The 15,033-nt window shown below is 67.3% G+C and carries 12 protein-coding genes and 1 pseudogene; 9 read left to right on the top strand and 4 right to left on the bottom strand.

Annotated features, from left to right (window positions below; genetic code table 11):
- The first annotated feature begins 2 nt into the window (after positions 1 to 2).
- Genes L2U69_RS05175 through L2U69_RS05185 form a run of 3 tightly spaced genes read left to right on the top strand, consistent with a single transcriptional unit; the run spans position 3 to position 3,747 of the window.
- Positions 3 to 977, top strand: a complete 975-nt coding sequence (locus L2U69_RS05175; protein WP_236105483.1) for a formylglycine-generating enzyme family protein — start codon at positions 3 to 5, stop codon at positions 975 to 977.
- Positions 974 to 2,623 (top strand): sulfatase, encoded by a 1,650-nt coding sequence (locus L2U69_RS05180; RefSeq protein ID WP_236105484.1) that lies wholly within the window; start codon positions 974 to 976, stop codon positions 2,621 to 2,623. The genes L2U69_RS05175 and L2U69_RS05180 overlap by 4 nt, the downstream gene beginning before the upstream one ends.
- 23 nt (positions 2,624 to 2,646) lie before the next feature.
- Positions 2,647 to 3,747, top strand: a complete 1,101-nt coding sequence (locus tag L2U69_RS05185) for a glutathione S-transferase family protein (RefSeq protein ID WP_236105485.1) — start codon at positions 2,647 to 2,649, stop codon at positions 3,745 to 3,747.
- A gap of 16 nt (positions 3,748 to 3,763) precedes the next feature.
- Here the strand turns inward: L2U69_RS05185 and L2U69_RS05190 are convergent, their stop codons facing one another.
- Positions 3,764 to 4,246: a chemotaxis protein CheW gene (locus L2U69_RS05190; protein WP_236105486.1), complete on the bottom strand. Its 483-nt coding sequence runs from the start codon at positions 4,244 to 4,246 to the stop codon at positions 3,764 to 3,766.
- A 59-nt stretch (positions 4,247 to 4,305) separates the two neighbouring features.
- On the bottom strand, positions 4,306 to 4,641 hold the full coding sequence (locus tag L2U69_RS05195) for a hypothetical protein (RefSeq protein WP_236105487.1): 336 nt from the start codon (positions 4,639 to 4,641) through the stop codon (positions 4,306 to 4,308).
- Between the two features lie 146 nt (positions 4,642 to 4,787).
- Between L2U69_RS05195 and L2U69_RS05200 the strand changes: the two are divergent.
- The 3 genes and pseudogenes from L2U69_RS05200 to grxD all read left to right on the top strand — a co-directional run.
- A pseudogene (locus L2U69_RS05200) lies at positions 4,788 to 5,681 on the top strand (YihY/virulence factor BrkB family protein); the annotation flags it as partial.
- Between the two features lie 120 nt (positions 5,682 to 5,801).
- On the top strand, positions 5,802 to 7,220 hold the full coding sequence (locus tag L2U69_RS05205) for a homospermidine synthase (protein ID WP_236105795.1): 1,419 nt from the start codon (positions 5,802 to 5,804) through the stop codon (positions 7,218 to 7,220).
- 129 nt (positions 7,221 to 7,349) lie between these two features.
- Entirely contained in the window at positions 7,350 to 7,688 is a 339-nt protein-coding gene (grxD, locus tag L2U69_RS05210; RefSeq protein WP_236105488.1) for a Grx4 family monothiol glutaredoxin, read from the top strand.
- Positions 7,689 to 7,763: 75 nt separating this feature from the next.
- Here grxD and L2U69_RS05215 read toward each other — a convergent pair whose 3' ends face one another.
- Positions 7,764 to 8,504 (bottom strand): PhoH family protein, encoded by a 741-nt coding sequence (locus L2U69_RS05215; RefSeq protein WP_236105489.1) that lies wholly within the window; start codon positions 8,502 to 8,504, stop codon positions 7,764 to 7,766.
- A gap of 283 nt (positions 8,505 to 8,787) precedes the next feature.
- Between L2U69_RS05215 and L2U69_RS05220 the strand changes: the two genes are divergently transcribed.
- The 3 genes from L2U69_RS05220 (at position 8,788) to L2U69_RS05230 (ending at position 12,296) form a co-directional block, all read left to right on the top strand.
- Positions 8,788 to 11,202: a penicillin acylase family protein gene (locus L2U69_RS05220; RefSeq protein ID WP_236105490.1), complete on the top strand. Its 2,415-nt coding sequence runs from the start codon at positions 8,788 to 8,790 to the stop codon at positions 11,200 to 11,202.
- Positions 11,203 to 11,287: 85 nt separating this feature from the next.
- The gene (locus tag L2U69_RS05225) at positions 11,288 to 11,734 is read left to right on the top strand and encodes a hypothetical protein (RefSeq protein ID WP_236105491.1); all 447 of its coding nucleotides are present in this window, start codon (positions 11,288 to 11,290) and stop codon (positions 11,732 to 11,734) included.
- Positions 11,735 to 11,879: 145 nt separating this feature from the next.
- Positions 11,880 to 12,296: a cupin domain-containing protein gene (locus tag L2U69_RS05230; protein WP_236105492.1), complete on the top strand. Its 417-nt coding sequence runs from the start codon at positions 11,880 to 11,882 to the stop codon at positions 12,294 to 12,296.
- Positions 12,297 to 12,353: 57 nt separating this feature from the next.
- Here L2U69_RS05230 and L2U69_RS05235 read toward each other — a convergent pair whose 3' ends face one another.
- The gene (locus L2U69_RS05235; protein ID WP_236105493.1) at positions 12,354 to 15,026 is read right to left on the bottom strand and encodes a valine--tRNA ligase; all 2,673 of its coding nucleotides are present in this window, start codon (positions 15,024 to 15,026) and stop codon (positions 12,354 to 12,356) included.
- Between the last annotated feature and the right edge of the window lie 7 nt (positions 15,027 to 15,033).

The raw sequence follows: 15,033 nt of genomic DNA on the forward strand, positions 1-15,033 counted from the left end.
CGATGTCCTCCGCGCTCCATCGCCTGCTGCTGGCGGCGGCCACGGCAACCTGTGCCGTCACGGCCGCCCTCGCCGCCTATCAGCGACCGACGCCGGCGGACGTGCCGGCGCCGGGACAATGTTTGCCGGACGTTGCCATGCCCGATCCCGGGGCTCCACGCAGGGGCATGGTACGTCTGGCCGGCGGGGCGGCGATCCTGGGCGCCTCCCCCCTTCTGCCCGAAGAAGGACCGCCCCGCCGCGTCACCCTCGATCCGTTCTGGATCGATCCGACGGATGTGACCAACGCCCAGTTCGCCGCCTTCGTCGCGGCGACCGGTTATGTCACCAGGGCGGAACGGGGTCCGGCGCCGTCGTCCCTGGTCTTCGTCGGCGCGCGGGAGTCCGTCGATCTCAACGATCCCGGGCAATGGTGGGCCGTCGTGCCCGGCGCCGACTGGCGCCATCCGGGCGGCCCCGACACGTCGATCGAGGGCATGGCGCATCTGCCCGTGGTCCATGTCGCCTATGAGGATGCGCTTGCCTATGCCCGCTGGCTCGGTCGCGACCTGCCGACCGAGGCCGAATGGGAATATGCCGCGCGCGGCGGCCTCGAGGGCGCGACCTTCGCCTGGGGCGAAACCCGGCCCGGCGACGGCACCCGGCTGGCCAATACCTGGCAGGGCGTCTTTCCCCTGATGGACATGGGCACCGACGGCTACAAGGCGCGGCCCTCGCCGGTCGGCTGTTTCCCCGCCAACGGCTTCGGCCTCTACGACATGGCCGGCAACGTCTGGCAATGGACCCGGGACCGCGGCGCCGCCGGCCATGTCGTCAAGGGCGGCTCGTTTCTCTGTTCCGACAACTACTGCTTCCGCTATCGCCCGGGCGCGCGGAGCGAGGCGGCGTCCGGCGACGGCACGTCGCACATCGGCTTTCGCACCGTCTATCGCGACGGCGATTCCCTTCCCCAAGATCGAGAGGAAACCCAACGATGAAGCGCATCCTTCTGGCGGCGGCGGTTCTTGCCGCCGTCCTCGCCGGCACCTTCTTCGCCATCGGCGGCCGTGAAGGCGTGATGCTGCTGGTCCTGCCCTGGATGACGCCCGACGTCGCGCCGCACCGCGAGGTCGCCTGGACGCCGGGGCCGGACGCGGCGCCCACGGGCGACCGTCCGCCCAATGTCGTCGTCATCCTGGCCGACGATCTCGGCTTCAACGACGTCAGCTTCTACGGCGGCGGTGTCGCCGGGGGCACGGTGCCGACGCCCAACATCGATTCGATCGGCCGCGACGGCGTGAACTTCACCAGTGCCTATGCCGGCAACGCCACCTGTTCGCCGTCGCGCGCCGCGATCATGACCGGGCGCTACGGCACCCGTTTCGGCTTCGAATTCACCGGCGTGCCCGTCGAATTCGCCCAGATGGTCGGCCATTTCGACCCCGACACCCCGATCCGCCCGATCTATCACGCCGACCGCGAGGCCGAGGTGCCGCCCTATCAGGACCAGGGCCTGCCGACGAGCGAGATCACGATCGCGCGGCTGCTGTCGAAGGCCGGCTATCGCACCCTGCATCTCGGCAAGTGGCATCTGGGCGAAAGCCCGCAGTTCACGCCGCAGGCCCATGGTTTCGACGAATCCCTCGGCTTCTACTCGGGCGCCTCGCTGTTCCTGAAGAAGGACGATCCCGACGTCGTGAATTCGATGCAGGACTTCGACCCCATCGACAAGTTCCTGTGGGCGGCGCTGCCCTACGGCGTCCATTTCAACGGCGGCGAATTGTTCGAGCCGAAGGGATACATGACGGACTATCTGACGGACGAGGCGATCAAGGCGATCGACGCCAACCGCAACCGGCCCTTCTTCATGTATCTCGCCTATAACGCGCCGCATACGCCGCTTCAGGCCACGCGCGAGGATTACGAGGCGCTGTCCCACATCGAGGACCACACCATGCGGGTCTATGCGGCCATGATCCGCTCCCTCGACCGCAACGTCGGCCGCGTCCTCGAGGCGCTGAAGGAACGGGGCCTCGACGAGAACACCCTGGTCGTCTTCACCAGCGACAACGGCGGTGCCCACTACATCGGTCTCGACGATCTCAACAAGCCCTATCGCGGCTGGAAGGCGACCTTCTACGAGGGCGGCATCCGCGTGCCCTTCTTCATGCGCTGGCCCGGCCGGATCCCCGCCGGCTCGACCTACGCCGCCCCGATCAGCCATTTCGACATCTTCGCGACGGCGGCGGGCGCCGCCGGCCAGCCCGTGCCCGACGACCGCGTCATCGACGGCGTCGATCTCATGCCCTTCCTGACCGGCGCCGCCGCCGGCCGGCCGCACGACCGCCTGTTCTGGCGGTCCGGCCCCTATTGGGTGGTACAGTCGGGGAATTGGAAGCTTCAGGTCACGGCTCATCCCGAGGCCGTCCGGCTCTACGATCTCGACACCGATCCGGGCGAGCGCGACGATCTCGCCGCCAGCCGGAAGGACAAGGTGGCGGAACTGCGCGCCATGCTGGACGCCTTCGAGAAAGAGCAGGCAAAGCCCCTGTGGCCGTCCCTGGTCGAGGCGCCGATCACCCTGGACCAGCCCCTGAACCGGCCCTGGCACGACGGCGAGGCCTATATCTACTGGTCGAATTGAGCCCCGATCGCGACGAGGAAATCATGACCGCGCCCTATATCCTCCACGGCTGGCACCTGTCCTATTACAGCGGCAAGATGCGCGGCTACCTGCGCTACAAGGGCATTCCCTTCGTCGAGAAGAAAATCGATGCCCTGACGCTGCTGTGGCGTATCCCGGCCAGGACCGGCGTCGTGGTGATGCCGGTGGTCCAGACCCCCGAAGGCCGCTGGCTGCAGGACACCACCGACATCATCGCCGAACTGGAGCGCTGCTTTCCCGCCCGGCCGGTGCTGCCGCAGACGCCGCGCCAGCGTCTGGCCGCCATGATGATCGAGGCCTGGGCGGACGAATGGTGGATTCCCCCGGCCCTGCACTATCGCTGGTCCTTCCCCGAGAACTACGCCCTGTTCGAGCACGACGCGGGCACGGCGCTCGCCCCTTTCGGGCCGGGCCTGCTGCAGCGGCTGCTGGCACGCCGCGCCGCCCGCACGCTGCGCGGCTATCTCGACGCCATCGGCGTCGTGCCCGAGCAGCACGCATTGATCGAGCGCTGGACCGTCGCCATGCTGGATGCCCTGGAGCACCATTTCGAGGCCCATCCCTATCTTCTCGGCGGCGCGCCCAGCCTGGCGGATTTCGCGCTGATCGGGCCGCTCTACGCCCATCTGGGGCGGGATCCGGCGCCGCTGCGCGATCTCGTCACGCCGCGTCGCCGGCTGCGGGCGTGGATCGAGCGCACCCACGACGGCCGGGGCGCCGAGGGGACGTGGCTGCCGGACGACGCCCTGCCGGCCACGCTGACGCCCGTGCTGCGCTCGATCTTCGGTGAATTCTTCCCGCTGGCCCGGACGATCGGGGACAGTCTGACGAAGACGGTGGCGGCCATGGCGGCGGGCGAGAAGAAACTGTCGCGCACCCTGGGTCCCGTCACGACCACCATGCAGGGCGAACCGTTCCGCCGCGACGCGCTGCCCTATACCCTGTGGATGGCCCAGCGCATACAGGACGAATACCGTGCCATGAACGAGAACATGCGCGGCACCGTTCAGGGCTGGCTCGGCGACCATGACGCCACCGGCATCCTCGACGACGATTTCGGCCCCCGCCTGCGCCGGGACGGCCTGGGGGCCGCGCTGGCCTGAGGCGGCGCGGCGGGCGTCAGCCCTCGATCTGCATGATGCGGTCGACGCGAAGCGCCACCAGAAGCTCGTTCTGGAGGCGGAAGACGCCGTCGGCGAGATGGCGCCAGCGGGCATCCATGGTGGGGGGATTGGCCTCGAATGTATTGTCGGCCAGTTCGATCACTTCGCCGACCGCATCGACCAGAAGCGTATAGGTCTCGCCCCGATGGCTGACGGTGACGCCGACCCGCTTCTGTCCGGTGGTCAGGGGCGGCACGCGCAGCACTTCGCGCATGTCGATGGCGGTGACGATCTTGCCGCGCAGGTTGATCAGGCCCGCGACCTCGGGCGCCGCCAGCGGCACCTTGGTCACCTTCTCGGGCACGACGATGTCGTGGACGTCGAGAATGGGCAGACCGAAGAGTTGGCCCGCCACGGTCATGGTCACGAACTGGCGCCGGTCGCCGGCCGCGCCCTGCTTCGGGCCGGTCTTCCGTTCCTCAATCATCGTGTCGGGCATGGTCGTCGGGATTCCTCGCTGTTCCGAAACGAGGCTAGGCAAAGAGAATTAAGACCGGCCTAACGGCCGATCAGCCGCTGCCACCAGGATTTCCGGGGCGCGGGCTTGGGCGCCGGGTTCGGGGCAAGGCGCGGTTCCGCCGTGCGCGCCATGGCGACGCCTGTCTGCGTGCCGCGCTTCGGCGCCTTCCATTCCCACAGCGTCGTTGTCATGAAGGTATTGGTCTGATCGTCGAACCGCTCGATGTTGACGCGGACCCCCGCGTGCTGGCCGCGCAGTCGCTGGCCGTGGTCCAGGGCGTCCTCCCGCTCCTCATGGACGTCGACCACGGTCCACCGGCCGGACCGCAGGATCAGCACTTCGTAGACCCGCTTCTTTTCGCTCAGATCCGTCATCACCTCGCACCGTCGTTCGAATGCATGCCTGGCGTTTCGCATGCCGGGAAACCGGCGCCGCAAGTCCGTCTCGCGGCGGCCATTCCCGCACAATGCGCAAGGATCCCTTGACCATTGGTTACCAGGACCGGCATTCCTAGGGTACCATGTCTGACGTCGAGACAAAGCAGTCCGGCACGCGTCCGGGGCCGGTCACGCGTCAGGGGGCGGTGTTGCGCCTCGTGCTGGCGCCGCTGTTCCTTGCCGGGCGTATCGTGAAGGCGCTGTTCCGCGCCCTGCTGCGTGCCAGCCGCGAGGACGCGACCCATCTGGCCGCCTATCTCGCCTTCACCGGCCTTCTCGCGATGTTCCCCTTCCTGATCGCGCTGGCGGCGCTGGCGGGCAGCCTGGGCACGGCGGCAAGCGCCGAACAGGCGGTGCAGACCCTGTTCACCTTCCTGCCCGAGGACGTCGCCAAGACCCTGGCGCCGGCGGTGCGCGAGGTTCTGACCTCCCGGCACAATTCGAACGTCCTGACCATCGGCGTCCTGGTCACGCTCTATACCGCCGGCAATGGCGTCGCGGCCCTTCGCGTCGCCCTGAACCGGGCTTACGGCGCCGTCGAGCACCGCTGGTTCGTGACCGTCACCGCGATCCACCTGGGCCTCGTGGTGGTGGGCGCCGTCGCCATGATCGGCATTTCCTTCGCCGTCATCCTGGGACCGCAGATCTGGGATTTCCTGGTGAAACCCTATGCGCCGCCGTCCTGGGGCCGGCCCTTGTGGGACGTCGCGCGCTATGGCGCGGGCACCCTGATGGTCTTCCTGTCGCTGGTCGCCATGCATTGGCTGTTGCCGGCCCGACACCTGAAGATCCGCACCATCATGCCGGGTGCTTTTCTGACTACCTTCGGCTGGATCATATCGGCCAGTCTGTTTTCGCTCTTCCTGCGCAACCTGGGTAACTATAATGTCACCTACGGGAGCCTCGGCTCCATCGTGGTCGTGCTGGTATTCTTCTACGCGAGCGCGACTCTTCTCTTGATCGGTGCCCATTTCAACATGGCGCTGTTCAAGATCGAACCCACATCCCCCCCACCCCGTAAACCACTAGTTACAATGGGTGCCATAACCGAGCGTGGCCGCCGCGCCTTACGCTCGCTGTTCAGGAGAACGTTGACCATGGACCGCCAGACGATGCATACGGCTTTCGCCGGACGGGTCGTGATGATCGGCTTCGGCTCGATCGGCCAAGGGGTGCTGCCGCTGATCTTGCGACACATCGACATGCCGGCCAGCCGCATCACGATCATCAACGCCGTCCAGGACGGCGCCGCGGTCGCTGCGGAATATGGCGCCACCTTCATCGAGGAAAAGCTGACCCCCGACAATTACGTCGGCATCGTCGAGCCCCTGCTCGAGGACGGCGACTTCCTGGTCAACCTCTCGGTCGACGTCTCCTCCCTCGACCTGATCGAACTGGCGCAGAAGCGCGGTGCCTTCTACATCGACACCTGCATCGAGCCCTGGCTCGGCGGCTATACCGGCAAGGGCCTGAGCGAAACCGAGCGGTCGAACTATGGCCTCCGCGAAAAGGCGCTGGCGCTGAAGGCGAAATATGAGGGCGGCCCGACCGCCGTCGTCACCCACGGCGCCAACCCGGGCCATGTCAGCCATCTGGTCAAACAGGCCCTCCTCGACATCGCCGCCGCCTGCGGCGCCCCCGCCGAAAAGCCGGCCACGCGGGACGGCTGGGCGAGGCTGGCGCAGAGCCTCGGCGTGAAGGTCATCCACATCGCCGAGCGCGACAGCCAGAAGGCCGACGTGCCGAAGGCGATCGGGGAATTCGTCAACACCTGGTCGGTCGACGGCTTCGTCGGCGAAGGCTGCCAGCCCGCCGAACTCGGCTGGGGCACCCACGAGAAGACCTTCCCGCCCGACGGCGGCCGTCACGAGATCGGCAAGGGCGCCGCGATCTTCCTGAAGCGCCCCGGCGCCTCCCAGCGCGTGCGCACCTGGACGCCGCTGGAAGGCCCGTTCCACGGCTTCCTGATCACCCATTCGGAATCGATCTCGCTCGCCGACTATCTGACGGTCGAGGAGAACGGCGAGGTGGTCTATCGCCCGACCAGCCACTACGCCTATCACCCGGCGGACGACGCCGTGCTCTCGGTCCACGAGCTGGCCGGCAAGAACTGGAAGATGCAGGACAGGAAGCGCCTGATGATGGACGAGATCGTCTCGGGCTGCGACGAACTCGGCGTGCTGCTGGCCGGCCATGCCAAGGGCGCCTATTGGCTCGGCTCCCAGCTCGACATCCAGACCGCGCGCGACCTTGCGCCCCACAATGGCGCCACCACCCTGCAGGTGACCGCCGCCGTCCTCGCCGGCATGGTCTGGGCGATCGAAAATCCGGGCCGGGGCATCGTCGAGCCCGAGGAAATGGACTTCGAACGCTGCCTCGACATCGCCGGGCCCTATTGGGGTCCACGCGTGGGCGTCTTCACCGACTGGACTCCGCTCCAGGGTCGGGGCGAATTGTTCCCCGAGGATGTCGACACCAGCGATCCCTGGCAGTTCAAGAACATCAGGGTGATCTGAGGCGGGCCGGGCGGCGGCGCATGCCGCCCATGTCCCCGCATTTTCGGGCCGCATCTTGCGTGCGGCGCGGCGGGGCACTAGCTTTGTCTATCGATCCAACCTACCGCGCCTGCGGTTTGGAGTTTGCTCATGAGCGAAGAAGTCCTCGACCGTATCCGTCGCGACATCGACGAGCATGCCGTCGTCCTCTACATGAAGGGGACGCCCATCTTCCCGCAGTGCGGCTTTTCCGCCGCCGTGGTCCAGGTGCTGGGCCGGCTGGGCGTGAAGTTCAAGGGCTTCGACGTGCTGACCGACCCCTCGCTCCGGGAAGGCATCAAGCGCTTCTCGGACTGGCCGACCATTCCCCAGCTCTATGTGAAGGGTGAATTCATCGGCGGCTGCGACATCATCCGCGAGATGTATCAGACCGGCGAGTTGCAGGGCCTGTTCGCCGAAAAGGGCATCGCCTACAACGACGCCGCCTGATTTCTGGCGGGTTCAAGGAAAACCCAGCCGGGTCACCCCGGCTGGGTTCTTCATTTCAAGGGCGGCGTTGCCGCCTCAGAGCACCCCGAGCATGGACGCCACCAGCGGGTGGCGCACGATGTCGCGGTCCGACAGGCGGACCACGGCGATGCCGTCCACCGTCTCCAGCCGGCGCGCGATGTCGGCAAGGCCCGAGACGCCTTCGAGCAGGTCGCTCTGGTCCGGGTCGCCGGTCAGCACCATGGTCGAATGCCAGCCGAGACGGGTCAGCAGCATCTTGATCTGGGCATAGGTGCAGTTCTGCGCCTCGTCGATCACGACGAAGGCACCGTTCAGCGTGCGCCCGCGCATGAAGGCGACCGGCGCGATCTCGATCGAACCATTGGCCAGATAGGCCTTCAGCCGCTTCGAGCCGAGACGCTCGTTGAGCGCGTCATAGAGCGGCTGGAGATAGGGCGCCAGCTTCTCGTGCATGTCGCCCGGCAGGTAACCCAGGCTTTCCCCCGCCTCGACCGCGGGGCGCGAGAGGACGATACGGTTGACGTTGCCCGCCTCCAGCGCCTCGACGGCCTGGGCGATGGCGAGATAGGTCTTGCCGGTGCCGGCGGGACCGAGGGCGAGTGTCAGATTGTGGGTCTGGATCGCATCCATCAGGAGACGCTGGTTGTCACTCTGCGGCCGCACCTTGCGGACGTAGCGCTGCTCCCTGTCGTCCTCGTCGACTGGATCCCAGCCCGAAACGTCCTGGAACAGGGTACGCACCTTGCCTTCATGGGCGTCATGCTGGGACTTGGCGCGGGCGGCTCTCTTGGTCATGCGGCACTCCTCGACATCGATAAGGGAGGAAGGCGGTCGCCCCTGCCCGCCCCGCCGCCCACCGGCGCGCGCGCAATAAAAAAGCCGCCACGAACGGGCGGCTTCACTTCGCGCGTCGACGGTGCGGCGACGGAAAGGACGGGAGGCGACATGTGGCGAGACGGGTTCAGGGTCGAATACCTTTCACCTCGGTTCACAACGTCACTATTATGCGCGACACCAGACGATTGTCGTCAACATTTTGCGCTGTAACAAAAAAATAGCACAAGTGACGGGGGTTCAAGTGTCCAAGCGCAGCATCTTCAGATGGAGTCTGATCGGCTTCGCCACGCTGATTGCCACATTGGTGATTACAGTGGCGGCAATCACCCTCTGGCTCGCCCGGTCGGTCCCGGCGAGCGACGGAGATGAGGTGGTGGCGGGGCTGGGCGCCCCCGTGACCATCATGCGTGATTCGCGGGGAATTCCCCACATCCTTTCCGCGTCCCGCGCCGACGCCTTCTTCGCCCTCGGCCGCCTGCATGCCGAGGACCGCCTGTTCCAGATGGAGATGTTCCGCCGCTTCGGCCGGGGCGAAATGGCGGCGGTCGCCGGGCGTGCGGCGCTCTCCCTCGACGTCTATGCCCGGACCCTGGGCGCCGCCCGCCTCGCCGACGCCGAATACGAAAGCGCCAGCCCCGAGCTGAAGTCGGTGCTGGAAGCCTATGCCGCCGGCGTGAATTCCTGGATCGCGCATCGCGACCGCCCGCTGGCACCGGAATTCACCCTGCTGATGATCGAGCCCGCGCCCTGGCGCCCGGCCGACAGCCTGTTGATGGGCAAGCTGCTGGGCCTGATGCTGACCGGCAACTGGCGGACGGAGGCGTCGCGCGCCCGCCTCGCCGCCCGCCTCGACGGCGAGACCCTGGAGTTCCTGACCCCGCCGGTCGGCGGCGCGCCCATGATCGACGGCGGCGGCCGGCTCGACCCCTTCGTCTCGCACGAGGCGATCGAGGCGATCGACCGGGCGCTGGCCCTGATGCTGCCGGCGGCGGATCTGACCGGGCCCGGCGCCTCCAACGCCTGGGCGGTGGACGGCACGCGGACCGCGACGGGCAAGCCGATCCTGGCCAACGACCCGCATCTCGGCCTGATGGCGCCCGGGCTCTGGTATCTCGTGCATCTCTCGGCACCGGATCTGTCCCTGGTCGGCGCCACCCTGCCCGGCATTCCCATGCCGCTGCTGGGCCACAATGGCGCGGTCGCCTGGGGCATGACCACGACCGGGGGCGACGGCGCCGATCTCTTCATCGAGACCGTCGATCCGGCGGATGCCGGGCGCTATCTGACCCCCGACGGCAGCGAAGCCTTCACCGAACGCCGGGAGACGGTCGATATCCGCTTCGGCGATCCGGCGACCATCACCATCCGCGCGACGCGCCACGGCCCCGTGGTCTCCGACCTCTCGGCCGGCGACCTGCCGCGCGACGAGGGGACGGTGATCGCGCTCTCCCATGTCGCCCTGCTGCCCGGCGACCGCACGCCCGAGGCGCTTGCCGCCTTCATGGACGCCGGCGATGCCGACGCCTTCCTCGAGGCGGCCCGGGATTTTCACAGCCCGCAGCAGAACCTGACCTATGCCGATACCAAAGGCACCATCGGCATGATCGCCGCCGGGCGCCTGCCCGTCCGCAAGTCCGGCGACGGCCGCCTGCCGGCCGACGGCGCCGCGGGAGCAGGCGATTGGACCGGCTTCGTTCCCTTCGCCGCCCTGCCCCAGGTGCGCCGCCCCGGCAGCGGCGTGGTGATGAATGCCAACAATGCCGTCACCGGGCCCGACTATCCCTTCCTGATCGGCAAGGATTACGACGTGCCCTATCGCGTCGAGCGCATCGCGGAACTGCTGCGGTCACGGCCCAAGGACTACACGCTCGACGATGCGGCGGCGGGCCAGGCCGATACGCTGTCGCCCTTCTCGGCCGAATTCGTGCCGCGCCTGATCGAACTGCACGGCCCCGCCGAAGGGCGCGCGGGCGACGCCATCGCCCTGCTGCGGGATTGGGACCATCACATGGACGGCGACAGGCCCGAGCCGCTGATCGCCATGGCCTGGAGCCGCGCCCTCGTGGCGCGCCTGTTCGAAAGCCGGCTGGGTCCCGATTTCCGGGGCTGGACGGGGCTGCGCCCGATCCAGCTTCGCGCCGCCCTCGGCGATCAGGATCAATGGTGCGACGATCCGGCGACGGAGACGGCGGAAACCTGCGCGACGCTGGTGCGCGCGGCACTGGCCGACGCGCTCGACACGATCTCCGCCCTGCAGGGCAGGGACATGGCCGGCTGGCGCTGGGACAAGGCGCATTTCGCCGACATGCAGCATCCGATCCTGCGCTTCATGCCGGTGGTCGGGGACATGATCGCCATCCGCCCGCCGGTCGGCGGCGGAGAGGATACGCTGCTGCGCGGCGCCATGAACTTCGGCAGCGCGACGACGCCCTTCGCAGACGTCCATGCCGCCGGCTTTCGCGCGATCTACGATCTCGCCGATCTCGACCGTTCGCGCTTCATGATCGCCACCGGCCAGTCCGGCAATCCCTATTCGCCCCATTGGGACGACATGGCGCCGCTCTGGGCCGCCAACGCCTATATCGAGATTCCGACCCGGGAAGCGGCGATCCGCCAACGGGCCGCGGCGACACGACGGCTGTTGCCTTCGCCGTGACCTATGTCACAGAATGGGCGCGATTGCTGCGTATGCTAACGCTACTGGAGTGATATTCGTCCAAGCGATTCGCGAGGAGCGATCCATGACGCCGACCCGCCGGAGAAGACTGTCGATCCCGCTCGGATTGTCGATGGCCTTCCTCGCGCTGCCGGCGACCAGCGACGTGGTCGGCGTATCGGTTTCGGCAAGCGACATGCCGATCAGCCATGTCGAGGACCGCGACCGGGACATCAATTCCGTGATCGGCCGGCATTTCGAGGGCGGCGGCTTCTTCTATACGGTGGTGGATGCCGCATCGGACCCCTTTCTGCCGGGGCTCTGGCGCTATCGGGTCGCCTGGAAGACCGACGAGGATACGAATTGGCGCGCCATGTGCCGCCCGTCGCGGAGTTCGACCGGCTGGGCCTATGTCCTGCCGGGCGAAGGCTCGCCCCGTTTCGTGTGCGAGGACGCGACCATGGTCCGCTGCCTCACCAGGACCGACGTGGCGACGGTCCGCCAGGCGATGGATCGCTGCATCGCCGGCTGAACGGCCGATTTCGCGATCGCCGCCACGCAAACCATCTTGCCGCAGTGCGGCATATTCATGGACACTGATCGGTGGCCCATATCACCTGATCCCTGATCACCAGACCTCTGATCACGGGCCCTTTCGGCGGTAAAGGAGCGCGTCCATGACGAGTGAAAGCACCACCTTCTCCCATGTCAAAGCCGGCGATACCCCCTTCGTGTCCGGTGGGCTTCGCGACTTCTTCCTCTATCGCGATCTCGGCATCGCCGAGGCGACGGGCGGCAAGGTCATCGCCCATCTGGTGAAGGCGAACGAAGCGCCGGAGGCCGGCACCGGCTGGCACCGCCACCAGGCCGACTTCCACATCGTGATCATGCTGAAGGGCTGGGCCCGTTTCATGTATGAGGACAAGGACACCCTGGTCGAGGCCGGCGACTGCGTTCACCAGCGCCCGGGCATCACCCATTTCCTCTACGATTATTCCCCCGACATGGAATATCTGGAGATCGTCGGCCCGGCCGATTTCGGCACGCTGGACGTCGAGGGGCCCTGCCCGGTGCCCGCTCCCAAGCCCTGGTGAGCCGACCGGCGCCCCACCCCGTTCGGGTCGCGGGGCGCCGGCCCGTTCACGGCGCCATTACAGGCTGGCGATGAGCCGGGCCAGGGCGTCCGACAATTTGCCCCTGGTCTGAAGCGCGGCCTCGCGCCGCTCCTGCTGTTCCTCGATGACTTCGGGCGGGGCCTTGGCGGTGAAGGCGGGATTGGCCAGCTTGGCCTCGATCTTGGCCAGGTCCTGTTCCGCCTTGCCGATTTCCTTCTCCAGGCGCTTGCGCTCCGCCGCGAGGTCGATGACGTCGCCGAGCGCCAGGGCCGCCGTGGTCCCCGCCACGACGAGCTGGACCGAGCCCTTGGGCGCCGCATCGGCGAAGGCGATCGATTCGAGCCGGGCGAGGCGCGAAATCAGGTCGCCATGGGTGCCGACCCGGGCGCGGACATCGGCATCGGCCGCCACCAGCACCAGGTCGAGACGGGCGCCGGCCGGCACATTGGCTTCGGCGCGGAGCGCGCGGATCTCCGTCACCAGGCCGATCACCCAGCCGACCTCGGCATCGGCCGCCGGATCCGCCAGCCCGGCATCCGCCACCGGCCAGGGCGCCAGCACCAAATCGGTCTCGCGGGTGACCGCCGCGCCTTCGGCCATCTTGCGCCACAGCTCTTCGGTGATGAAGGGCATGAAGGGATGCAGCAGGACGAGGATACGGTCGAGGACATGGGCCGCTGTCGCCCGCGTCTCCGCCTTCACCGCCTCATCCTCGCCGTTCAGCAGCGGCTTGATCAGTTCGAGATACCAGTCGCAGAAGGTGCCCCAGACGAATTGATAGACCGCCCCGGCCGCCTCGTTGAAGCGATAGGTCTCGAGCGCGTCCACGACGGCCGCCGTCACGCGCTCCGCCTCGCCCAGGACCCAGCGGTTGATGGTATGGCCGGCGGCGGCCGGCGCGAAACCGGGCGCCAGCCGGCATTCGTTCATCTCGCAGAAACGCGCCGCGTTCCAAAGCTTGGTCGCGAAGTTGCGATAGCCCTCGACCCGCTGGGTGGCGAGCTTGATGTCGCGCCCCTGGGCCGCCATGGCGGCCAGGGTGAAGCGCAGGGCATCGGCGCCGAAGCGGTCGATCAGGTCGAGGGGATCGATGACGTTGCCCTTCGACTTCGACATCTTCTGGCCCTTCTCGTCGCGGACCAGGGCGTGGATGTAGACGGTGTGGAACGGCACTTCCTTCATGAAGTGCAGCCCCATCATCATCATCCGCGCGACCCAGAAGAAGATGATGTCGAAGCCGGTGACCAGGACGTCGGTCTTGTAGCGCCGCTTCAGGACGTCCGTCTCCTCGGGCCAGCCGAGCGTCGAGAACGGCCAGAGCGCCGACGAGAACCAGGTGTCGAGCACGTCCTCGTCGCGGGTCAGCGCGGTCTCCTGCCCGTAATGCGCGGTGGCGGCGGCCTGGGCCGCTTCCGCCGTCTCCTCGACGAAGACATGACCGTCGGGCCCGTACCAGGCCGGGATCTGATGGCCCCACCAGAGCTGGCGCGAGACGCACCAGGGCTGGATGTTGCGCATCCATTCGAAATAGGTCTTGTCCCAGTTCTTCGGCACGAAGCTGGTATCGCCCTGTTCCACCGCCGCGATCGCCGGCTTCGCCAGGGTGGCGGCATCGACATACCATTGATCGGTCAGCATCGGCTCGATGACGACGCCGGAGCGATCGCCGTAGGGCTGCATCAGGACGTGGTCCTTGATCTCGACCAGGAAGCCCTGGGCCTCCAGATCCCCGACGATCTTCTTCCGCGCCTCGAAACGGTCGAGACCGCGATAGGCCGCCGGAATGAAGTCGGCATCGACGATATGGGCGTGGACGTCGAGGACGGCGATCTGTTCGAGATCGTGACGCTTGCCGACCTCGAAATCGTTGAAGTCGTGCGCCGGGGTGATCTTCACCGCGCCGGTCCCCTTCTCGGGATCGGAATAGTTGTCGGCGACGATCGGGATGCGCCGGCCGGTCAGCGGCAGGATCACCGACTTGCCGACCAGATTTGTGTAACGCTCGTCGTCCGGATGGACCGCGACGCCGCTGTCGCCCAGCATGGTCTCGGGCCGCGTGGTGGCGACCACGATCGACTCTTCGCTGTCCTCCACCGGATAGCGGATGTGCCACATCTTGCCCTTGGTCTCGCGGCTCTCGACCTCGAGATCGGAGATCGCGGTCAGGAAATGCGGATCCCAGTTGACCAGGCGCTTGTCCTTGTAGATCAGGCCTTCCTTGTAGAGCGTGACGAAGACCCGGCGCACGGCGGCGGACAGCCCGTCGTCCATGGTGAAGCGCTCGCGGCTCCAGTCGCAGGACGCGCCGAGGCGGCGGAGCTGGCGGGTGATGGTACCGCCCGAGACTTCCTTCCAGGCCCAGATCCGGCGCACGAATTCCTCGCGCCCCAACTCGCGGCGCGAGACGTTCTCGCCCGACTGGGCCAATTGCCGTTCGACCACCATCTGGGTCGCGATGCCGGCATGGTCGGTGCCCGGCTGCCACAGCACGTCGCGCCCGCGCATGCGCTCGAAGCGGCACAGAATGTCCTGCAGCGTATTGTTCAGGGCATGGCCCATGTGCAGGCTGCCGGTGACGTTGGGCGGCGGAATGACGATGGTGAAGGGTTCGCCGCCCGCGTTGCGGCCGGCCTTGAAGGCCCCGGATTTCTCCCAGCCCTCGTAGAGCCGGGGTTCGATGTCGGCGGGATCGTAGGTCTTGTCGAGCATGTTCGAA

This window comes from Zavarzinia marina, assembly GCF_021568905.1.
Classification (GTDB): Bacteria; Pseudomonadota; Alphaproteobacteria; order Zavarziniales; family Zavarziniaceae; genus Zavarzinia; species Zavarzinia marina.